Origin of the sequence: Xylanibacter muris (assembly GCF_013166605.1) — a bacterium.
GTDB lineage: Bacteria > Bacteroidota > Bacteroidia > Bacteroidales > Bacteroidaceae > Prevotella > Prevotella muris.
Genome location: NZ_JABKKF010000005.1, coordinates 110,753 through 131,092, shown reverse-complemented (window position 1 = coordinate 131,092; position 20,340 = coordinate 110,753). Strand labels below are relative to the sequence as shown.

At 50.8% G+C, this 20,340-nt stretch carries 21 protein-coding genes and 2 pseudogenes; 5 read left to right on the top strand and 18 right to left on the bottom strand.

Annotated elements, in window-relative coordinates; genetic code table 11:
* Positions 1 to 159 precede the first annotated feature (159 nt).
* Genes HPS56_RS06920 through HPS56_RS06910 form a run of 3 tightly spaced genes read left to right on the top strand, consistent with a single transcriptional unit; the run spans position 160 to position 1,272 of the window.
* Positions 160 to 636 (top strand): hypothetical protein, encoded by a 477-nt coding sequence (locus HPS56_RS06920; RefSeq protein ID WP_172275437.1) that lies wholly within the window; start codon positions 160 to 162, stop codon positions 634 to 636.
* On the top strand, positions 633 to 887 hold the full coding sequence (locus HPS56_RS06915; RefSeq protein WP_172275436.1) for a hypothetical protein: 255 nt from the start codon (positions 633 to 635) through the stop codon (positions 885 to 887). The genes HPS56_RS06920 and HPS56_RS06915 overlap by 4 nt, the downstream gene beginning before the upstream one ends.
* A 10-nt stretch (positions 888 to 897) precedes the next feature.
* Positions 898 to 1,272 carry a hypothetical protein gene (locus tag HPS56_RS06910; protein ID WP_172275435.1) on the top strand — a complete coding sequence of 125 codons (375 nt, stop codon included), beginning with the start codon at positions 898 to 900 and terminating at the stop codon, positions 1,270 to 1,272.
* Between the two features lie 97 nt (positions 1,273 to 1,369).
* Here HPS56_RS06910 and HPS56_RS06905 read toward each other — a convergent pair whose 3' ends face one another.
* From HPS56_RS06905 to HPS56_RS06830, 17 genes and pseudogenes are all read right to left on the bottom strand, one after another.
* Positions 1,370 to 3,052 (bottom strand): zincin-like metallopeptidase domain-containing protein, encoded by a 1,683-nt coding sequence (locus HPS56_RS06905; RefSeq protein ID WP_172275434.1) that lies wholly within the window; start codon positions 3,050 to 3,052, stop codon positions 1,370 to 1,372.
* A 5-nt stretch (positions 3,053 to 3,057) separates the two neighbouring features.
* Positions 3,058 to 3,669, bottom strand: a complete 612-nt coding sequence (locus HPS56_RS06900; RefSeq protein WP_172275531.1) for a hypothetical protein — start codon at positions 3,667 to 3,669, stop codon at positions 3,058 to 3,060.
* 84 nt (positions 3,670 to 3,753) lie between these two features.
* Positions 3,754 to 3,930, bottom strand: coding sequence for a hypothetical protein (locus HPS56_RS06895; protein WP_172275433.1), 177 nt, complete (start codon positions 3,928 to 3,930; stop codon positions 3,754 to 3,756).
* A 12-nt stretch (positions 3,931 to 3,942) separates the two neighbouring features.
* On the bottom strand, positions 3,943 to 5,499 hold the full coding sequence (locus HPS56_RS06890; RefSeq protein WP_172275432.1) for a glucosaminidase domain-containing protein: 1,557 nt from the start codon (positions 5,497 to 5,499) through the stop codon (positions 3,943 to 3,945).
* A 9-nt stretch (positions 5,500 to 5,508) separates the two neighbouring features.
* Positions 5,509 to 7,770: a MutS N-terminal domain-containing protein gene (locus tag HPS56_RS06885; RefSeq protein WP_172275431.1), complete on the bottom strand. Its 2,262-nt coding sequence runs from the start codon at positions 7,768 to 7,770 to the stop codon at positions 5,509 to 5,511.
* 27 nt (positions 7,771 to 7,797) lie between these two features.
* Positions 7,798 to 8,394 (bottom strand): annotated as a pseudogene (locus tag HPS56_RS13535) (hypothetical protein); the annotation flags it as partial.
* Positions 8,395 to 8,522: 128 nt separating this feature from the next.
* Positions 8,523 to 9,621, bottom strand: a pseudogene (locus HPS56_RS13530) (hypothetical protein); the annotation flags it as partial.
* A gap of 9 nt (positions 9,622 to 9,630) precedes the next feature.
* Entirely contained in the window at positions 9,631 to 9,912 is a 282-nt protein-coding gene (locus HPS56_RS06875) for a hypothetical protein (RefSeq protein ID WP_172275429.1), read from the bottom strand.
* Positions 9,913 to 9,935: 23 nt separating this feature from the next.
* Positions 9,936 to 10,766: a M23 family metallopeptidase gene (locus HPS56_RS06870; RefSeq protein WP_172275428.1), complete on the bottom strand. Its 831-nt coding sequence runs from the start codon at positions 10,764 to 10,766 to the stop codon at positions 9,936 to 9,938.
* 25 nt (positions 10,767 to 10,791) lie between these two features.
* Entirely contained in the window at positions 10,792 to 11,457 is a 666-nt protein-coding gene (locus HPS56_RS06865) for a hypothetical protein (protein ID WP_172275427.1), read from the bottom strand.
* 12 nt (positions 11,458 to 11,469) lie between these two features.
* A complete protein-coding gene (locus HPS56_RS06860; RefSeq protein WP_172275426.1) occupies positions 11,470 to 12,153 on the bottom strand; it encodes a hypothetical protein in 684 nt (227 codons plus the stop codon).
* A gap of 14 nt (positions 12,154 to 12,167) precedes the next feature.
* On the bottom strand, positions 12,168 to 12,875 hold the full coding sequence (locus tag HPS56_RS06855) for a hypothetical protein (protein ID WP_172275425.1): 708 nt from the start codon (positions 12,873 to 12,875) through the stop codon (positions 12,168 to 12,170).
* Complete coding sequence (locus HPS56_RS06850) at positions 12,856 to 13,353, bottom strand: PH domain-containing protein (RefSeq protein WP_172275424.1); 498 nt, start codon at positions 13,351 to 13,353, stop codon at positions 12,856 to 12,858. Before HPS56_RS06850 ends, HPS56_RS06855 begins: the two co-directional genes overlap by 20 nt.
* A complete protein-coding gene (locus HPS56_RS06845; protein WP_172275423.1) occupies positions 13,350 to 14,738 on the bottom strand; it encodes a toprim domain-containing protein in 1,389 nt (462 codons plus the stop codon). The genes HPS56_RS06850 and HPS56_RS06845 overlap by 4 nt, the downstream gene beginning before the upstream one ends.
* A 3-nt stretch (positions 14,739 to 14,741) precedes the next feature.
* The gene (locus HPS56_RS06840) at positions 14,742 to 16,313 is read right to left on the bottom strand and encodes a hypothetical protein (RefSeq protein ID WP_172275422.1); all 1,572 of its coding nucleotides are present in this window, start codon (positions 16,311 to 16,313) and stop codon (positions 14,742 to 14,744) included.
* A 30-nt stretch (positions 16,314 to 16,343) separates the two neighbouring features.
* Positions 16,344 to 16,568: a hypothetical protein gene (locus HPS56_RS06835; RefSeq protein ID WP_172275421.1), complete on the bottom strand. Its 225-nt coding sequence runs from the start codon at positions 16,566 to 16,568 to the stop codon at positions 16,344 to 16,346.
* Positions 16,569 to 16,587: 19 nt separating this feature from the next.
* The gene (locus HPS56_RS06830) at positions 16,588 to 17,346 is read right to left on the bottom strand and encodes a DUF4099 domain-containing protein (protein WP_172275420.1); all 759 of its coding nucleotides are present in this window, start codon (positions 17,344 to 17,346) and stop codon (positions 16,588 to 16,590) included.
* A 220-nt stretch (positions 17,347 to 17,566) separates the two neighbouring features.
* Here HPS56_RS06830 and HPS56_RS06825 point away from each other — a divergent pair, with 220 nt between their 5' ends.
* Positions 17,567 to 18,235 carry a M23 family metallopeptidase gene (locus tag HPS56_RS06825; protein ID WP_172275419.1) on the top strand — a complete coding sequence of 223 codons (669 nt, stop codon included), beginning with the start codon at positions 17,567 to 17,569 and terminating at the stop codon, positions 18,233 to 18,235.
* Positions 18,236 to 18,325: 90 nt separating this feature from the next.
* On the opposite strand, the gene HPS56_RS06820 is transcribed toward HPS56_RS06825, so the two are convergent.
* Positions 18,326 to 19,582: an ATP-binding protein gene (locus tag HPS56_RS06820; RefSeq protein WP_172275418.1), complete on the bottom strand. Its 1,257-nt coding sequence runs from the start codon at positions 19,580 to 19,582 to the stop codon at positions 18,326 to 18,328.
* A 412-nt stretch (positions 19,583 to 19,994) separates the two neighbouring features.
* Between HPS56_RS06820 and HPS56_RS06815 the strand changes: the two genes are divergently transcribed.
* Entirely contained in the window at positions 19,995 to 20,219 is a 225-nt protein-coding gene (locus HPS56_RS06815) for a DUF7688 family protein (RefSeq protein ID WP_172275417.1), read from the top strand.
* Positions 20,220 to 20,340 lie beyond the last annotated feature (121 nt).

Sequence of the window (20,340 nt, the reverse complement as noted above, 5' to 3'; positions counted from 1 at the left end):
TCCGCAATCACAGATTACGGTATTCATAAAATTTCATCTCCGGTTCCTTGCCCATTGTTCTTGCATCCTCCGTTTGAAACGCACATGAAACACCCCCTTTGGGCGAAGTCGAAAGGCTTCAAGAAAAGGGAAAAATAAAAATCAACAAATCAAAAGACAATGGGTAAATACGATTACATCAAGAATGGCAATCTCCTTTATTGGAATGACCCCGACAATGGCAAGTCTGACGGAGAGTATAAAGTGATTTCCGCACCTGAAGAAGTGGATAGTGACAGCATTATTCTGATTTCAAGCGGCATTTCGGAAGCAGAAGTATTTGCATCGGAATTATCACCGATACCCACACCGAGAAGTCACAAAGAGGAGTTCCGGAAATGGAGAGCGGAACGGGAAGCTGAAGGCATGGAGTTTTTCAACCGGCTTTCAGAGGTGATGGAAACAGACAATGATTTGGCTGTTGGCGATATGGTGGCGTTCACGAATGATTACGGAGTGGTATTCGGTCCCAAAGAGGTGTTGGCTTTCAGAATGCCTTGGAATGGCGGCAGATGCGTATATATAGACAGTGATGCCTATTGGTTTCCTGACCGTCCGAACCAACTCACAATTCTAAGTAAAGGAGGTGCGGAATGACAACAAACGGCATACTCAAACGACTTTGCGGCAATATTGCCGCAGGTCGTTTCGACTGGCGGAAATACTGCACACCGCAACTTTATTTCGGTTGGGAGATTTGTGTTACCCCTCTGCATTGCTCTTACGGACAGATAGGCTATACCGTTCATTTCCCTTATACCAATATGCCGGAAGTGGAATACGATTGGGAATTGAAAAAGCTGACCATTGACGGCGAGAAGTGGAAAAATTACTTACATAATCAATAATAAAATCAATATGGCACAGAATTTTTATACCAAATGGCAATCTTCCGTCCTTGCGGATGCAGGCAGTTATGTTTCAAAGGAATACCGCAATTTCCAAACCGCTTTGGTGCGTGAGATTTCCAAATATGCAAAAGCAGTTGATGCAACGACGGTATCCAATTCAAAAGGACATTACGACACCTCTTGTTTTGTTGAACGTAACGGTAAATTCGTTTATATCAGTCACTCATCCACCCTCTCCCGAATGGGCAGCGGTGTAAGAATCGAACTCGGTTCGTTCCTTATACGGACAGCCAAGCACGCAAAGGACTACACCGGCGGACGGAATCAATATTGTGACCTGTCAGACCTACAGTCAATGATTGACTGCTTATTGAACCAATAATATGAACAGCCTGCATCGTATCTATGGCATCGGTGCAGGCTATAAAAACGTGGAGCAGACTTTTACAGTCCGCTCCACATCGCTTATACATCGCCCTCTAACGCCGCATTCCGCCGCTGTATTCTGCCTCTTGTAACACTTCCCGATATTCTTCCGTCTCGTTCAGCTTTTCATTTACCTTTTGCAGGTTGGCGTCCAATTCGACATTGTGGTCATACGGAAACCGATGTTGAACAATAATGCCTGCATTGGCAGCCTGTCCTACATCCAATGTATCTGATTCCCGGTTGTATTCAACATACAGCACGTCACCATTCGGCATCTCGAATGCCGGTGTCTTTTGCTGTGCCATAGCGGAGAACTGCTCTGCGGCCATATCCTTGGCAACCTCTTTGATTATCTCTCCGGCAAGATCGACACCGTAACGCCGGATATGGTCACGAACTTCCTGCTCCGTGAATTTCAACATCACTTCGTATGTTCCTCCGACACTCCCATTGTACACTACGGCAAAATTCTTATCCTCGATAAGAAGGTCGTCACCCTTGTTGTTCGTAGGCGATGAATACGTGTATTGCTCGTTGATGCCGTTGCCGTCGTAATACTCCTTGGCGAGCGTCAGCAATCCCTCATAGTCCCCTTTGTCCTTGAGTTCGTCGAGTTGGCTCGTGTCATCGATGGACTGGAGATAAACCACCGAAGAATAGTACACCTTTTCTTTCGGGGCAACCTCTTGTTCCTCGCCGATGTGCTGCTCCAACTCCTGCGCAATCTTATCCACCCTTTGCGTAATCAGCGAGGCCGCTTTTTTCACATCGAGCAACGTGGTTTTGATGAATTGCGGCGATTCTTTCAACTCATCGAGCCACCCTTTGAGATAGGCGCAACTGTCCTCCTTTATATGCTTGGTCATGCCGTAACGTTGGGCGACCAGTGCACTGCCGAGTTCGGCCACCAGTTCCTCACGTGCATATTCCGGAGAACCGAATGAAGTTGGCTTGAACCGGTCGAGTACACTTTCCGCACCGGTCGAGTGCGTCATCTCGTGGAAAAGCGTTCCATAGAATGATTCCCCCGATTTGAACTGCTCTTTTTCCGGTACGATGATTTCATTCTTCGTGATTGAGTAGTAGGCACTGTCCTGATGCTTCGGCGTGATCGGACAAATCCAAAGGTTATCCTTTATCATCGTATCTACAGGTGCGAAACTGAAATGCTCGCCACCCTCGATTGCCGGACGCACATTTTCCTCTTCCAACTTTTTCCACAATTCCGGACGTGCTTCCTGCAAATTGGTCTGCGCCACATTGAAGACCCGGAACACCTTCATATTCGGATAGACATTGTACTCTTTTTTTTCATCATCGGAGAGTTTCTTGTAATCCTCATACTTGATTTTCTCTTTCGTTTCTTTGTGGATGCACGTAAACGTGGTCAGCATGACCGGAAAGGACTTCTCGCCGCGCAACACGGAGACACGAGGCAGTTCCTTTCCGTCCTTGCCGGGATTATTGAGCCGTTGCACACAGTCGAACGTGCAGAAACGTGGGATTTTGTATCCCTCTTTCTCGCAATGCAGTAACAACATAAATGCGTTCATGCCGTTATACTCGCGCCCCGAAAGATTTTTCGGCCATTGCAACGCGCCCTCGGTGAACCAGGGCTTTTTCCAGTCCTTGCGGATGCTCTCGATTTTCTCGATCATCATTTCCGCGAACAGGTCAAGAGCCTTGTCTTCGCTGTTAGGCCCGTCGGCATTCTTTTTTCTGTACCCAGCCATAAGCGTCACTGATTGTGGTTAGACGAATCCGATACATGCTGGGCAAGCTCTTCCACCTTGCAGGACAGGTTGATTTTACCGTTGTGTGCCGACAGGTTCATTTCCCCCTTGGCGTCCACCTTCACACCGGCCTGCAACCACTCTTCACGCTCGTAGCCGAAACAGAAGAAGCGTACCCACTGGTACTCGAAGCCGTTATCAACCTTCTCCGCGCTGAATGCCGAGAACACCGTGTAGGGCTGTTCTTTCTTATCCCTTTTTTCCTCGATGTTCTGACCCACCTTGCCGCGAAATACCAGCTCGCCCTTGATTCCATCCGCGTCATCCGCCGAAGCATTGCACACCTCATTGGCGAAAAGGTTGAAATAGAGTTTCTCACCCCGGCGTTTGAGATACATCGTACCCCTCACTTCGACATGCGAGCCGTTCCGATAGCCGGCGGTATCTTCCTGACTGCCGTCCTTGCGGACATCCACCTCGATATTCATATTCTGGCCGCCCGTTCCCGGAACCATGACCTTGAGCGGAAAGGTCAGAAATGACTTTCCCTCCTTATTCGTGCGCATCGACGCATCGCGGCCGATAATGCCGCATACCGTAACATTACATTTAATCATCTGTTTTTCTGTCTTTAATGATACATGGATCATCCGACAAGTGAAACATGGGGTTTATTGATGTTGAACTGTGGTGTATGGAAACTAATCGGGAGCGCGTATCATCGCCCAGACTATCCATCCGGCGAGAACCAGTTGCACGCCCACGATAACAAGCGTCGCTATCCATCCGAACAGATGATAGCAGAACAGGACGTGCAGGGCAAGAATGGAAATCCCTGCCAGACATTTGCATAGCTGTATCATCACGCATTTTATCATATCGCCATGCCTTTATCTTTTCAGGTTCTCCGTCTGACCCTGTTGTTGGGACATCCCTTGCTCGAAATTCTGTGAGGCCGCCTCCGACAGGATAATCGTGTTCAGCATACCGGCTACACGCATCCGTCTGGTCTCTTCCGGAAGAGTGTGGTTGTTCAGTGTGGCCGATAACCGGCTCAGTTCGGCGGCAGTCAGCTCACGAGAGACGCGCAGTTCGCCATTATCCACTCGTAGAATGGCCTTGCCGTTCTCGCCGATGGTCAGGTCGCAGTTTTTCATATTCGGTAACAACGGCATTAAGTCGATGTTCCGGGAGTCCATCGCCGCCGATATTGCCGCTTTCTGTTCTTCCTCGTTCCGATTATCAATCTGTGTCGCCAGAAGCATAAGGGAGGCGAAAGCGGTCATAGCCATTTCCACAATCGGGTCGTTACATCCTGACAAGCCCACGCCACTGTCCTCCGAGGAGAGCAGCTTCTTCATCCATTCGTCGGGTGAAAGATTCTTTTCAACTGATGGTGCTTCCGCTCTCTTATATTTGGCAAGCAGGTCATTGCCGTTATGCAGCATTTGTTGTTTGAGCTGTCCCTTTTGGGCGATTTCCGCCAGATACGCCGCAGGATCTATGTCTCGGCGTGTTCCGTCGGCATAAATGTTTGCCACTCCGAAGTGCAGATGCTCACCCGTTGTCCGTGTCCCCGTGTTGCCGGATATGCCGAGCCGCCCACCGACTTGAACCGAATCACCGACTTTTACGGAAACCTCGCGTAGGTGCATATAGGTACATTGTACCTTGCTGCCATCAGCACGGGCATATTCCATCGTCAGCGACTTGCCGCCGGGCGTGTTCTTATTGTGATTGACGGCTATAACTTTGCCGCCGTTCTCCGTTGCCAGTACCGCGTCACCGTTGCACCGTATATCGACACCCTTGTGCATCTTTTGCTTCGTGCCGTCCATCGGGTCTTGCCGCATACCGAAAGGTGAGGTCACGAAAAGGAACTCTTTTCGTTCGACAGGGAACGAGTAGCCGTTTGCATTCGTCACCTCCCCGGATGTACGGAGCGGATTGTTCTCCACACCGAACTCCCTGCCTTGAGCCACCATCTCCTGCATGACCAACCGGTCATACTGCTGCAAGCCGTTCTGTTCGATGATTTTTTGCAGGTTCTCGGCATACCTGCCGCCAGTGGCGTAACCGGCCTTCTCGATACTTTGCGTCCAGCCCTTGTAATCGTCCGGGGATAGCTTGAAGCAACCGGCATAGCGGCTGTTCTCCTTCAAAAAACGGGAATGGTGTTCGTATGAATCACCCACGCTGTCATAGCTGCAAAACTTTTCGTTTGGTTTGTCATCCGAATACAGACCGTACCGGCCACCCTCTGCAATCCATGAGGGCGTAGCCTTGATGCCGAAATGATTGTTCTCGTTCTGTGCCAGCCGGCTCCGTCCGTTGCTGCTCTCCAAAATTCCTTGCGCCAATGTCACCGAAGCGGGGATTCCATACCGGCGCATCTGTTCCATTGCAAACTCCGCATACTGCTGTGCATATTCCTGATTTCTGCTCATAATCCCTCCTTATCTACGAATCCCCCGATGGGTTTCCTGCTCAATGTCCTGTTGCTCTGCGGCCTGTTCACAGATAGCGACACGCTGGCCGGCACGCACGAGTTTGGGCAAGTGGCTGTCAAGCTCTTCCTTCGGGAACTCTGCGAAAGACGAAAAACCACGCTCCGGATTCTCCTTTATCGCGATTCCCAATATCTCTGCGCCCTTTACAGCGTCCTCATTATAGAGCCGGTACACTTCATTCGTGCGGATCAGTTGCATGGCATCGGGATGTTTTTCCTTGAGTTTGTCCCAGAACTGACGCTGTACGGAAACATTTTCTTCGTTTTTCGTATCCTCCGTATGATTTTCCACCACCGTTTCATTCTGGTGTTGTACATTTTCTTCTTGTCTCTGTTCCCCGACGGATTGTCCCTTTTGCAGAACATCGGCAAACAATGTAGCCGCCAGATGTCGTTTGTATTCGTTTTTGTCCTCCGCCACCCACATCCGCTGCCATTGCTGCGGAGTAACGCTGCGGGGCTGCAGCTTCTGTCCGTCTATGGTCGCCACGCACTGAATACCATCCTGCTTGGTCTTGAAGACGGACACGCGCTGAATCCGGTTCAGGTCAATTTCCGATGTCGGGCTGCCGAACAAATCCACTTTCAGGTCGGGCTTGACCTCTGCCAAAGCGTAATACTTGTATGCCAGCTCCATGCGCACCTTGTCGAGGTTATCCATCGCCTGCTTGAGCGTGGAGAAAAAACGGTTCACGTCCTCCTTGTCGGGATATACGCTGTACCCGCTCTTGTTTTCAGGCTTGATATAAAGTGCCCAGCGGTTCTTGTCATCCTGAATCATTTGCACGGCATCGAAACCGACCTCATTCGCCCGTTTGACGGCTGATGAAACGTCCAGCGTGGAGAGCATTTCCAACGTGCGGTTCTTCAACCGGGCCAATGTCACCAACTTCTCGGCGAAGTAACCGTCATCGGGTCTGTACCCCAAAGCACCATTGTTATTATAAAAATGTACCTGCTCGACTCCCTCCTTCTGCAAAGCCCGTTCGATACGTCCTTTGTTCATGCCCGGAATCTCGTTATCCGTCTCTGTGGAAGCTCCGGCTGGCAGGATGACATCCGCAGATTTATTCTGCCGGTCAATGACGAGGACGATACTTTTCGCCTCTTTGTCGGGATGGCGGCTGATTTCGTTCGCCACGAAATAGTGCTTGGGCATCTGCTCCTGCATGGTCGATGTCTGCCGCCTGTTGCGCATCGTGGCATACTCGATTTTCTCACCCCGTTCCGCCTTACGGATGACTTCGAGCGCATTGTTCACATCGCTTTCGAGCGCATCCGTCAGGCATGGATTCTCCTTGAACTCCCGACACCAATAGTCCACCGTCTTAAGGCTTTCATCGGACAAGCGTGAAGGCAGCCCCAATTCCAGCATCTTGATTCCGGAAGCCACTTCCACGACAAGACGTTCGTATTTCACCACATCCTCCGACGGAGCCATGCCGTTTTTCATCACCATGCCTTCCCGTGCAAGCCGCTGCTGATGTCCCGTAGCACTCACGATCTGCCGTAACGCTTCCTGCACATAGTCGTGGTAATGCGCAAAATCCTTTTGACGCGGCATATAGACCGCATCCTTATCCGTCTCGTAATGAGGGATACCGCTTCCATCCGAACGCACGGGAACGAGATTGTCCCGCATTTTCTGCAGAAAATCATTGAATCGGCTACGCAGACGTCGGTTGTCCGCCTCTGTGTAGCCTCTTTCTTGGGCAGTCCCGTCCTGTGCCACCGCTTCCTCGTAGCCCTCCTTGTCCACGTATGGCTGTGTCGTCTGGTCGATATTGAAAAGCGTGCGGATCTCCCGGTTGTGGATGCCCTTGAACTGCGCTTTTTGCTCTTCGCTTAATTGAAGATAGGCAGTACGGTCGATGGTATCTTCCGGATTGTTCCGATTGACATATTTGTTCCAGTTGTAGAAAAGGAACGGGACACCTTGTTCATGTTCCCTTACCGCTGTGCCTCGTGTCTTGGCATCGCTGTAGAGCGTGAACAGGTTGGTCTTGCATCCGTACCGGTCCGAATGCAACGCCATGAACAGTGCATTGAACGGGCTGGCGGATACACCCTGCGGATAGAGGCGTGGAAATTTCTTTCCCGAAGCGTTCAGCCAGTGCCCTCCGGCGTTCGATGCCTCACTCAAAGCCTTGGACAGCAAGTCTGTTTGCTTCTCTTGGGCTTTCTTTTCGATTGGTGACTTTTCTTTCATATAATCATATTTTTATTGTTCGTGGAATTATTGGATGCCTCGCGTGCGCACGATGGTTTCCTGCTGTCCGTCATCGTAATTCTGCGATGCAATCCGGCGAAGCTGGTCACTTTTGGCAAGCACGGCATTGGCCAACGTATTCAATGGCAAAGCACCGGCACGGTAGGCATCCGCAACGGTCGGCGTGAGTTGGATGGTGCAGGGTACACGATCTATCGTGGTGATAAGGGTACTACCTTGCAATATCGGGTTTACGATACGAGGGTTCAGAGGCTCATCGGCATAGCGTCGGTATTGCATATCGTGCCCGGCATCCTCATTCAGTTTTCCCTTCGCTCTCCCTTGTAAAACCTCGTGTCCGGCTTTGTTCAGCAGGTTCGCACCGCCCAGCCCGACAAGGAGCATCTTCAGCAAGGGGTTACGGACAAATATGCCTGCCACGATACTCGCTATCGGCAGCAGGTTGTCCCCGAAGCGTAACGATTGTGTCTTGCCGGTGAACGCTCCCAACAAAATATCAGGCAGCATGGCCATGACATATCCGAGGTTGCCCGTGATGTCGCCCATGCCATTTAATCCCAGCATACCGAACAGTCCGCTCCAACCGTTCGTGTTAGCCTGTTCCATCTGTTCTCCCGGTATATTTTTTTCTGGGGAAATAACAGGCTGTGGTTCCTCTGTTTCCACCTTTTCCCTATGTTCCGCTTCCGGTTGCGTCTGCTCCGGCTTGGTTTTGGCCGACGTACTTTTCTTTTTCGCCAAATCGTTCAGGTAGGCTTCTTCCTGTCCCGGTGCGACAACCAGAGGAACATTCTTGTAGCGTGGTGCATCTTTCCCATGTTCCTTTTCATTGAATCCGCTTATCTTAAATTCACTGAATCCGTTTATCCCGAAAGGATTGTTGTTCCATGAGTGCATCCATCCTGAAAAATCAAAATTCAAGACCGGTATTTTCTTCTTTAATTGTTCATTGGTTGCTGTTATAAGCTCGCTCTTTCCGGTCTGTATCGTTGCCGCTTCCTTACGGAAACCGTCGAACACGTTTTGCCTGCTACCGAACACCCCTTTGCTGATGCACTGCTCTACAGAGAGCGTTTCAGGTTTCTTCGGCTCGAAGCGGGAGGCAACAGCCGATATTGCCACATCCGCACCGATGAACTTGGCGAGCGATGCCCACGAACCCACGCCGCCCATCATGACGGCATCCGCCGATGCGCCCAATACGTGTCCGGCTCCTTTTTCCAGTTTGCTGGGACGGTAGGCCGCTTCCCCGCGAGCTTCAATCTCTTCGGCAAGCGGCGAACGGCTCAACGTTTGTGACAGTCCGAGAAGGCTCGACTGCGCTGCCTTTCTTATGATGTAGTCGGCCGAGGACTTGGGCATACGTTCCTTGACCAGTTTGTCAATCATCAGTTGTTCCACACGGTAGTCCATGTATGCGTAGGCAAGGTCGCCGCCGAGCTGTTCGGACAGGGCGTCGTACCGTTCCCGTCCCACCTCCTGCACGACGGAATCGCGCCATTTCCCGGCCAGATATGCAAGATCCTGTTGTATATCGGCAGCCTTGGAAATCTTATCTTTGCACATTTCGATGTAATCCTCCGTCTTTTTCGAGTTCCACTCGCCCGTAACCTTGAGTACATGGTAAGGGTCGCTCATCGGTTGTGCCGAAGACGCCATCATGCTCAGGATGCCGCCCAAAGAGGTGGAATACTCCTTCATTTCCTCGCCCTGCTTCTTCGTGAGGTAAGCCTGTGTCTTCGACATGACGGGTGCGAGGTGGCACTGGAAATAGTCGCTCACAAGGCGTTCTATCTCCGCAAATTGCCGGCTATGCTTGATTCCATCCATATAGTGTCCTTATATATTTATTTGTTTCAACAGTTGTTCTTTCGTCTGCTCGATGGCGTTGTGGTAAACCTCCATCTGGCGGGGAAAGAACTCTTCCAGCCATGCGTCCTTTTCAATGTTGTCGTGTATGAAGCGTATGGCCTGTTCCCGTTCTATCTCTACGGAGGTTTCGCCCTCTTCGCGGTTATTGAACCATGCTTTCGTCCACCACCGCACGCCAGCCCGGTCGGGATATACCGAAACAATCCTCGGTATATCGAAACTCTGTATGTCGATATCCAGTTCCGCCAACGGGTCGATGAGACCACCGGACGTTACGGCTTCGTCATAAAGTTTTTTTTTACGTCGCCGCCCATTGTGGAGAGGTAAACATCATGCCGCAAAGCAAGATAGTTCAGGAAGTCCCCGATGAGCAGGTTCTGCACCTTGCAGGCAAGAGGCATCGCCTTGTGTCCCAATCCGAGCGGATTGGACATACTCGGCATATTCTCGTAGAAATACTCCTTCATCGCGCCCATCGTAAAGATATGGCGGAGCGACTGTTCCGTATGTTCGGGCAATTTGTACGCTCCACATTGCAAATCTTCCATGTAATACGGCAGGAAGCGCAGCATCAGTTCCTCTATTTCCCTCTTATCCTTTTCGTAATCAGTTTGGAATGCCATGCCCGAATTGAATGAGGAATTCGTTTCGTACCCTCCGGCTTGACGCATGGCCCGGATATTCCCGTACAGCATGGTCAGGAACTCCAACGGGTTCAGTTCCTCGCCTTTGAAGCGGACTTCAAGATGCAGTTTTTCACCGCTCAGGGCTACGGTCTGTCCCGCCTTGACACGTTGCCCGAACTGGGCAAAGACGTTCGACAAGTGCCCGTATGTCACCTCATACGCCCCGTAGCGGATGGTCTGACAGATGCCGTGTACGGGGTCGTTGCCTACGCCCGACACGATACCGCTGGCAATAGCCGAAAGCATATAGCACCGCACGTTGAAGTCGATGCCGTGATGAAAGAATTTCTCTCCCGTAGCGGAATCTGTCTGCTCGCCGTAACCGAGCGACAGCTCCACATCCTTTCCCTGCGGTTCCTCGAAAGGCATACAGTAGCCGCTTTCGGAGTGCAGGATCATTTCTTCTGTATATTTCATTCCTTATTGTCGTTGGTTCGTTATGCTATCTTCTCATACCTACGCTATGGCTCTGTTCCTCGACCGGAACGGACGGTGATTGCCCTCTTGCTACGCTCTCCGGAGCCGAGGAACGAAAGACACCGGCATTGTTGCCGATAAGCATCATGCCGAGAAACGCACCTGCAATCTTGCCTAACCACCCGAAGCGTCCGAATATGAGGAATGCGGCGGCGATTAACCCCGCAATGCTCAATCCCGATACGTTGCCGCTGCCGAGGTTGCGGAAGAAATTACCGAACATATCGGAGAGACCGCCGCCGGAAGCTCCGCGCAGAAAATTCGACACACCGTTCAGCTTGTTGTCGATACCGGCCACCGCACCGCTTACCGCATTAACCGCTTCTCCGGCTTTGTCTTTCATCTCACGCACATTGTCTGCCGTGCCTGCGATAGCGTCCGTGACGGATTCGCCGACAACGGCATCGCTCACGATACGGACGACGCTTTTGTCGGAGGTCAGCTTTTCCCAACCCACATAACCGACCGCTCCGCCGATGGTCGCGGTCTTGACGGCCTGACCTGCGCCGCGTAATGTCTGCGAGGGGGTCAGTATTGCCTTGCCCACACTCTTGCCGGTCGCCGTCGTTGCCGTACCGACACCTTTTGCGGCCTTGCCACCGTATTTCAATACTGTGTTCCAGAATCCCATATTTCTTCTTTTTTAAGGTCTTACATTTCTTCCGATCTGCCTCCAGCGTCTTTTGGCAGCTTCCACGATGTCCCGTTTGTCGGTGACGGGGCGGGAACCCTCGTCAATCTCCCTCCATATATCGCCCATCGTGGTATATTTCACCGCCTTGGTCAGCCGTTGCAGTTTCTTGTTCATCATCTTGAGTTTCGGACGGATGCCGAAGACGATTTCCATGCGCTCCTTTTCCGTCATCTTGTTATCCGACAGGCACGCCATGCGGATGTCATTCACGATTTCCACGCTGTTCATAATCAGTTCCCGGTAAATCTTATTGCGCTGTGTCGAAAGGGCTACGGCCAGCGCATTGGGGCTGTTCCGGCTTACCTGTCTGGTAAAGTCGCCCATGTTGTCCGTCAGCCTCGATATTTCATGGTAGAAACCGTAAATCTGCGCCGCATAGCAGACAATCGAGCGGAAGGAGTCCAGGTAATTGTTGAACTCCCGCTGCAGGTCGGTCGTGGCTTTCACTTCCTCTTTTGTCCACAGATGGCCGGTGGTCTGCATCAGCATGACCTTTTCCTGATTCTTCAGCTCTTTTTCTGCCTTATCGGTATATAGCAGAATCATACCGGCAAGCACGGGGTCGTTCTGAGCCTGCACCTTGCCGATACCGATGCACAGCAATAGAATACCTATCCAAATTGTCCTTTTCATATCCGGTTCCGTTTTTATCGTGCGAGAGCGGCCGCCCTGCGCCAGCGGGACATGGCCATACGTGCCGCCTCCCCGTTGTTGCGGTCGAGCATTCCGGCCGTCACATTGTTCCATAAGTCATTGAGGGTATAATACCGTATGCTCAGATAGAGCAGGTGCAGCTTCCTGCTGAAAGCGGAAAGTTTGTCGTTCAATGCCCATAGTGTCTTGCTGCGTTCCGCACCCGTGAGCATATTTTCATTGCCGCCCTTGGCTACCGCTTCATTCAGGAGCGTGAAGACTGAAACCAGCTCTGTCGCCGTTTCGATATACAGGTTGTTCATGCTCATGCCGGCGATGATGCCCTGCGGATTATTCCGGATGGCTTTACCCAGTTTTCCCAGCGTAATGAAGATTCTTACACCATCATTATATAGGTGTGTGCAGGCTTTCAGTGACGACGCATAACCGCTGGCCGTCTTGAGATAGCTGTTGTACTGCTTCTCCCACTTGTGGATGCGGTTGAACTCGGCGGCGATGCTGTTCTGCAGCAATGCCGTCTGCGTCTGGCCTTTTATCTGCTTCTCGATTTGGCCGTTTATCACCTCGTTGCCCTCTGCCAACGCCATCCATTCCAACGGATTGGACGCCGCGATCTGTGCCTTTGCCGCTTGTGGCAGCAAACCGGCAAGCGCCGCCACAAGCACGGCTACGATATGCTGGTTAGCGATTCGTAATTTCATAAATTCCCTTTTTTCGTTTATTGTATTCGACCCGTTCGCGGATGAGCGTCACAACATCAAGATTGCGCCTGATGCCGACCAAATCAAGTCGGGGCGTGTTCCTGTCCATAGAGAAAATGCGTACCGTCTTCAATCCGCAAAGCTGTTGCATGAGGCTCTGGTGTTCCACAAAATCCACAATGCGGTATTGCTCCATATAGTCCGTCTTTCGGGACAATACCCCGTGTTTGCTGATAATCTGCTCGCTGCCTATATAATAGCGTATCCGGCGCAGATAGATGAACCGGTACAGCAGCACAAGGGAGAGCAAAACGGCGACCCATACGGCAAAAGAAGAGAATGGTTGTTCCTCCATCCCTCCGTAAATCCATCCTGCGGCACACACGATAATGGCAGGCAGTTCGTCGATAACGAATTGCATCCGGTACGGTTGCAGCACGATACTCTGAAAGCGTACTATGGACTGATTGGGCATCATCGGTGAAAACGTGTTTGTTGTTCTTCCTCGGACTGTCGCTCTCTGTCCTGCGTTTCATCGACCGATTCTTCCTGTTTCTGTTCAGCCAACAGTTGTTCGTTCCAGTCCTTGTGGGGATAGGTAGGCTGTTCGCGGACACAGGATACATCCTTTGCCTTGTCTAAACCGAGAAACTCCCGTAGTCCCTCACGGAACTCCTTGTAATGCCGATTCGTTATATCTACCTGATCCTGTATGTCGTCCGGGTGACAGAGGCCGCTCGAACGCATGGACATGGCTTCTTCCCAGGCGGATTCGTACTTTCCATAACTCGACTGCAATTCCTTGGGCAGCCGTTCGATGTCGCCACTGTCCAAGTCCTTGCCATTTGGAACAGTATCAAGATAGGGCTTGCGTTCGGGTGTTTCCTCGATAATGGAACGAACCACCCGGCATTTCTCATCCATCAGGTTTTTGGTGAAATCCATCCCTGCAAGGTCGGTATCGAAACAGATATGCTGCCGGGCTGGAAGGGCGGCGGAAAGCACACCGCGCATCTGTTCGACTGTCGGGTTGCCGCCCGTAGATACGAATACCGCTTTACGCAAATCCTTGTTCTGCGCCTGATGAAGTTGGTAATAAGCCATTGCGTCGTAGGCACTCTCGAACCAGTAGATATGCTTGGCTTCCGAAAGAGGTGTCCGGGCAGGGCTGGCAATCCACAGACCTTGACTCGAATTACTCCCCTCGGCTTTGCCCTTATAGCTGCCGCTACCGTCCATGCGCTGCCGTCCGCGTTCCTCGAAGCCCACAACCGTTCCGTCACCCTGCGGCAGTGTCATGGGAAACGACAGGTTGGTGTACTGCGTGCCGTCCGCACGATGCTTCGTCGCCAGACAGAAATCCCGATGAAAGGCGTATTGCGTGTAAAGGTCGATGCCCCGATGCTTGAAGAAGGGATAGAACTTCTTTTGTGTCGCCCGATCCTGCGGATTGAACTTGTGGATGTCGTAGTCCTCTATATTGAATGGCTTGATGTCCTGCTTTGGACGGACAATCCGTGTTTCCCGTTCCGCTATGGGATGGTTCAGCAACCGGTTGCATACGAGGTTCACAAGCCTGTCCGGAGAGATGCCTGCATGGTACTCCGCGAAGAAATGCGGATGCTCCTTGATAAAGGAAATGATATTATATGATTTCTGCTGTTGCGGTTTGAAACAGCACTTGCCCTGCTGCGTCACGATGAACTTGTCGTTGCGGATGCGCCGTCCGTCGCTGTCCAACCGGACATACGAGGGATAGCGCAGACCGTCTCGGCGGTTCAGGTGGTAGCCGGCATCTATAAGCAAGTCCTGAATGTTCAGCCTGCTTAAAAAATCGTTATAAGTCAGTTCGCCCTCTCTCATACCTTACCTCCCCATTCTCATGTCATTGACTTCACGGTTCATCTCCGCCTCGAAGCATCGGATAGCCACATCCCTCGGCGTATCGACACCGGGCTTGAAGTACGGGCGCGGGGGGCCGCCGAAACGTTCACCATAGAACTCCGGCGCATGGTGATGATGGTGGAAGCCGTGCGCGACATCCGCTGCGACTACCGCACCTGCGGTCAGGGCGGCAAAGATTTTCGTGCCGATGCCTCTTTGCGCTTCCGGGCGTGTCTTCATGTCCACTTCGCTGAAAATCTTGGAAAAGAGCTTCATCCGATGATAATCATCCACTGCAAGAAACTTGTCGTAGTCCCGTTGGGTGATCTCGTGACTGATAACCTGTCCGTCTATAACGGCGGTCATCTTATACTTACCCTCTGTTTCTGCCGGTTGTACGGTAATCTCGCCGACCTCGACTTCCCGACCGTGTTTTTCTTCCCGATACCAGCCTTTGCCCTCATTAAGCAACTGCAGGTCACGCCCGTCCACAGCCGCACCGATTCCGTTCTGCATATCCTCATGCTGTCCGGCTGTTTCCTGCGGCACGAATAATTCCTGTTCATGCCGTTGCCGGTGTTCCAAATCCTGCTGCACTTCGGGATGCAGGGCTATGGATATGCGCTGTTCGCTGTCGATATGCCCCATTGTCACCTTTTCGGAAAAATCGGCTCCTATAACGTTGTTCAGAATTTCCAGCCGTTTCTCTATGGGTTGCTCCTCGATGGAATTGGAGGTCAGCACGACAATCTCATCATCCGTCAGGTCGTACACCATATCGGCTGAAGCCTTTTCGGATTGTACGGTAAGCGTCCGTGCCTCGGCATCGACGATAAGCCCGTGCGAAGCAAGACACTCCTGCCATTTCTCGTTGGAGAAATAGACCGGAGAGGTGATCAGTTCCTTGTAAGGCCGTGCCGGCTCCTGACTGCGCGGGTGGCTGACCATCGGCGTGATGACCGCCTGCAAGTCCTGCAGCACGTCACGCTGTTGCAAGGGCTGCGCCGGCTGTCCTCCCTTGTAGTAGAATCCGTAACCGCCCGATTGCAGTTCGCCGGGCTTCATGCGACCGTCCGGTCGTTCGGGAACGAAGGACGGCCCCGGAAAGAAAAGCTGGCCGCCGACCCTGCGCAGGTGGAAGCCCCACTGGTTGCGAGGTGTCCAGCCGAGGAACGGCGGCGGCATACCCAGCCGTCCCATGTGCCCGTATTCGCCGATGCCGATGCGGTAGCCGTGCAGCCCCATCGCCACGCGCCCGTTGGCATTGCGGGCATGTACGAAATTCTTGGGCAGGTAAAAGTCCTTGGCAACGATACTCGTAAGCACGTTGTAGGCTTTCTTGTTGGCCGTGTTCGTTCCCCAATCTGTCAGAGCCAACATCTGACGTTCGGTAATCGGATAGACCAGCAACGGCGAATCATGCCCCTGCACGATTAACCGGTAGCCCCCTCCGTCGAACGCAATATGGGCTTGCAGCCCGTTGCGCATCAGCATAGTGCGCATTTCGGGCTGCAAGTCCATCTGCCGGGGATTGGTATTCGTTCGTATCGCCATAGTCTGATAGGATGATTGTTATTACTATAATTATGCGTCGCCGTTTTCCATTGCCGTCTCCAATTGTTCATCCTTGTGGCGGACGAATGTTGCGGCGGAATCGTTGCCGACAGTCAGATTGTTTTGCCGGCAGTAGCTGACATATTCTTCCTGCCATTCGGCGGAAAAATGATTGACGTAATCGAGCCAGCCGTATTCGCCGCTCTGCATCTTCTCGATGAGTACCTCTTCGGGATAAAATTCGTTTTGTGACATAGCTTATGAATTGATGGTTCTACTTGTGGAGTGCTGCCGCACGGTTGCGCTCACCGCTTTTTTTCTGCTCGTTCCACATTTCTTCGGTGTAGTCCTCTTCCGAAACATAGTCCAGATTTCCGTCATCGTCCATGATCCAGCAGCCGTAACAACCGAAGGTGTACTTGTCCCACTCTCGCTTGGGCTGGTTACGCCATTGCTGTGCATCGCCCGAACAGAAACGGATGCCGGTCTTGGCGTGCAGGTCGATTCCCACAGTGGCGGGTTCGCCGTCCACAACAACCGTCAGCGGTTCGCCATGCTGCATTCCGTTTATCTCCACCGAACCGAGGCGCATGACCTCGGCCAGCACCTTCAGGTTGCGGGCGATGATGGGTGTGGGGACATACATTACCTGTTTCGTCCCGGTGTCGATCTGTACGAAAGCCTTGCTGCTTCGTCCGTCCGCCATCTCCACATCGGCGACAATCGCTTTGCCGGCAAGCAATTGTTTCTGCTGCGCTTCGTCGTAACGTTCCAACGGCGAGGATTTCAGTGCCGGATAGAAGACCACATCCGCCTGACCGTTGTCCATGCGGATAATGGCGAAGCGGCTCCGGCTCTCGATTCGCTCGCCGTTCTCATCGGTAACACGCACGGGAAGCACGGGGGAATGCCGTCCGTTGCAGATGTCGTCCAATACGTGCATCGGCAAATCCTCGATCATCTCACGGATAAGGCCGAATCGCTCCAGTGCCGGGAAGGGTAATTCCTCAAACTCAAATTGTACTTTTTTCATACTATATTCATATTATAAAATTATACTTTTACAAAGATAGTGTCACCTTATCTGGATAAGCAAAAAGCACAAGTATATAAATGATTAGAATATAGTATTTTTATGACATTAGTACGATTTTGATAATATAATCGTACTAATTCGCGTAAAAAACACAAACCGGCAAGAGAAAGTGAGGCAATTTATGTCCGCTATAAAGTGGACGTGGTAATTTTGCCGTATGAGAAAGATTTTACTGATGATAATATCGGGTGTTTCGTTCTGTACGATACCCGTTCACGCGCAATTCTGCACGATTGCCACGACCCCCGAACGGTACAAAGTGGAAGCCCTGCATGAGGATATGAAAAAGCCGGAGCCAATGCCCGGAAGCACGGTTCCCGTACAAGAAATGGCATCGGAAGTTTTAGGGGCGGCTGAAACTGCCGATGTCCGCAAGAAGACATGGATCGACCGCTATCTCAGCGTGTCTTATCCGCTGCGTCGCATCCGAATCACTTCCCCTTATGGCTATCGTAAAGACCCGTTTACCGGAAAGAGGAAGTTTCACGGAGGCATCGACCTCCATGCCCGAAGCGAAAAGGTATTGGTTATGATGGACGGTGTGGTCGTGAAAGTCGGACAGGATAAAACTTCCGGCAAATACGTGACCTTGCAGCACGGAAATTACCTCATTAGTTATTGCCACCTCTCACGGGTGCTTGCTGTCAAAGGTGCGGTGGTTCGTCCCCGTGATGTGGTCGGAATCACCGGTTCGACAGGCCGCAGTACGGGCGAACATCTGCATATCACTTGCAAACTCAATGGCAAAAGCATCAATCCCATGCTCCTGTTAGACTTTATCAAGGCCACGCAGCAGGAGTGCGTGTCGGCATTGGCAAGGCTATGACTTTGGTTTTCGGTTGATGATGTCCGCATAGAACCTGCTCCAAATATCCATGTACTTACACCTGTTTTTTGCAACAGGATATTTTAAGGTTTACAGTTCCAAAGAATTGTCCTTCAGCAGGAAATCATAAATGCTTATGGTCGTAATACCGGACTCATCCCTTGTCACCGGACTTTCTTCTCCGATAACGATAATTTTCTTGAATGAATCATCCACTTTTAACAAAGAAGCCCGTTCCTGCTTTATTTTCTCGTCAGATTCCATACGGTATGCCGACTGTATGTAGTAACGCTTGCTACCCAAATTACAGATGAAATCGACTTCAAGACTGGAACGCTGCTGTTTTCCGTTTTCATCTTTTGTCACGACCGGAACGACTCCCACGTCCACATTGAACCCACGTGCTCTCAATTCATTGTAAATCATATTCTCCATCAGATGACTTTTTTCCGACTGGCGGAAATTGATACGTGCGTTGCGCAATCCCAAATCCATGAAATAATATTTGTAGGGGGAATTGACATACCGCTTTCCTTTGATGTCGTAACGGGTGGATTTTTCAATCAGGAACGAATCGCAGAGATAGTCGATATAATCCTTGACCGTATCGTAGGATATGACTGACTTCTTTTCGCTTCGGAACGTATTGGCCAATTTGTTCGGATTGGTCAAAGCACCGATGCCGGAGGCCATGATATTGATGAGTTCTTCCAGGTCATCGTCCTTACGTATGTCATAGCGATCCTTGATGTCCTTAATGTAGGTTTCGTCAAACAGTGATTTCAGGAAACGTACTTTTTGCTCTTCGGTTTCATACGACAATATCTGCGGAAGTCCGCCATACAACATATATTCATTGAATCCGGCCTGCACTGTTCCGGAATAAGCGGACATATACTCCTTAAAATTTAACGGGTACATTTTTACCTCAAAACCGCGTCCGCGAAACTCTGTAATAATGTCTTTGGACAGAAACTTCGCATTACTGCCGGTTACATAGACATCCACATTCCGCATCTTCAAAAAACCGTTCAGGACATCTTCAAAGTTGTCGAGCATCTGAACCTCGTCCAACAGGATATAATACATTCCATCATCAATGATACGGCTCTCCACAAAAGCATAAAGGTTATCGGGATTCCTCATGCTCCGGTTCTTATAGTCTTCCAAATCTACTTTTATGATATGATCCGGAGCTGTGCCGCCTGTTTCGAGATACGAAGCGAATATCTCAAAAAGCAGATAGGACTTGCCGCATCTGCGCATTCCCGTTATAATCTTGATCATCCCGTTATTTCGCAGGGAGATGAGTTCGTCCAGATATTTTTTTCGTTCAATACTTTTCATCACTAATCGAATTTTGTGTCACCGGGTGACGTAGTTTTCGATTACAAAGGTAGTTGTTTTTCCTTAGGCAACCAAAGGTTAATCGAAAAAAGTGTCATTAGGTGACATAGTTTTCGATTATTCCGGTTTGTTAAGATTTTACGACTGACTGTCCCTGTTTTATCATTATTTCTCCCTTCACCTCGCCGGATCTGCCCTCCATTTTCATCGGCGAATGTAGGACGAAGCGCATAATCGCCAAGCCGTATTGCCATTCGGATAACGAAAACAGACTGTTGCACGGTCGGTTTTCTATCCGGGTTTGGCTTATGATGCCGTAGCTTCTTCCTCTTGTTGCCTCAAAAATAGAGAGTACAGCCCTGCAACTCGAAAGCAGGGAAAGAAAAACAAAGTTTAATGATAAGTAAAGAAGATGAAAGAAGAAATTAAACAGAATGGCAGAACGGTGTTGTCAAGCACGGACGGCTTTTCAATGCCTATGTTTTTCAACAACTTGTGCGGCAAAAACTTCTCAGGCGAGAAGTACCGTGACTATATCCGAAACATCGCTCTTGGAGAAATGGGCTTCAAGCCCGGAGAAGTATCATTGTACCGTGACGGCAAACAAGTCGGAACCGGCATAATTCCGAAACTTTGAACATACACAGACTTAATAATTTGTAGATATGAACTATAATATAAAAACTGAATACGGTTAACGATAATTAGCATAATCATGCAAGTTATCGTGCATGGAAGGCTCGTCGGGGCTGCCTGCT

Bases quoted from the DNA above. Each gene is read 5' to 3' on its own strand.
- HPS56_RS06920 (WP_172275437.1), top strand. From the start codon at position 160: ATGGGTAAATACGATTACATCAAGAATGGCAATCTCCTTTATTGGAAT.
- HPS56_RS06915 (WP_172275436.1), top strand. From the start codon at position 633: ATGACAACAAACGGCATACTCAAACGACTTTGCGGCAATATTGCCGCA.
- HPS56_RS06910 (WP_172275435.1), top strand. From the start codon at position 898: ATGGCACAGAATTTTTATACCAAATGGCAATCTTCCGTCCTTGCGGAT.
- HPS56_RS06905 (WP_172275434.1), bottom strand. From the start codon at position 3,052: ATGGCTGGGTACAGAAAAAAGAATGCCGACGGGCCTAACAGCGAAGAC.
- HPS56_RS06900 (WP_172275531.1), bottom strand. From the start codon at position 3,669: ATGATTAAATGTAATGTTACGGTATGCGGCATTATCGGCCGCGATGCG.
- HPS56_RS06895 (WP_172275433.1), bottom strand. From the start codon at position 3,930: ATGATAAAATGCGTGATGATACAGCTATGCAAATGTCTGGCAGGGATT.
- HPS56_RS06890 (WP_172275432.1), bottom strand. From the start codon at position 5,499: ATGAGCAGAAATCAGGAATATGCACAGCAGTATGCGGAGTTTGCAATG.
- HPS56_RS06885 (WP_172275431.1), bottom strand. From the start codon at position 7,770: ATGAAAGAAAAGTCACCAATCGAAAAGAAAGCCCAAGAGAAGCAAACA.
- HPS56_RS06870 (WP_172275428.1), bottom strand. From the start codon at position 10,766: ATGAAATATACAGAAGAAATGATCCTGCACTCCGAAAGCGGCTACTGT.
- HPS56_RS06865 (WP_172275427.1), bottom strand. From the start codon at position 11,457: ATGGGATTCTGGAACACAGTATTGAAATACGGTGGCAAGGCCGCAAAA.
- HPS56_RS06860 (WP_172275426.1), bottom strand. From the start codon at position 12,153: ATGAAAAGGACAATTTGGATAGGTATTCTATTGCTGTGCATCGGTATC.
- HPS56_RS06855 (WP_172275425.1), bottom strand. From the start codon at position 12,875: ATGAAATTACGAATCGCTAACCAGCATATCGTAGCCGTGCTTGTGGCG.
- HPS56_RS06850 (WP_172275424.1), bottom strand. From the start codon at position 13,353: ATGATGCCCAATCAGTCCATAGTACGCTTTCAGAGTATCGTGCTGCAA.
- HPS56_RS06845 (WP_172275423.1), bottom strand. From the start codon at position 14,738: ATGAGAGAGGGCGAACTGACTTATAACGATTTTTTAAGCAGGCTGAAC.
- HPS56_RS06840 (WP_172275422.1), bottom strand. From the start codon at position 16,313: ATGGCGATACGAACGAATACCAATCCCCGGCAGATGGACTTGCAGCCC.
- HPS56_RS06835 (WP_172275421.1), bottom strand. From the start codon at position 16,568: ATGTCACAAAACGAATTTTATCCCGAAGAGGTACTCATCGAGAAGATG.
- HPS56_RS06830 (WP_172275420.1), bottom strand. From the start codon at position 17,346: ATGAAAAAAGTACAATTTGAGTTTGAGGAATTACCCTTCCCGGCACTG.
- HPS56_RS06825 (WP_172275419.1), top strand. From the start codon at position 17,567: ATGAGAAAGATTTTACTGATGATAATATCGGGTGTTTCGTTCTGTACG.
- HPS56_RS06820 (WP_172275418.1), bottom strand. From the start codon at position 19,582: ATGAAAAGTATTGAACGAAAAAAATATCTGGACGAACTCATCTCCCTG.
- HPS56_RS06815 (WP_172275417.1), top strand. From the start codon at position 19,995: ATGAAAGAAGAAATTAAACAGAATGGCAGAACGGTGTTGTCAAGCACG.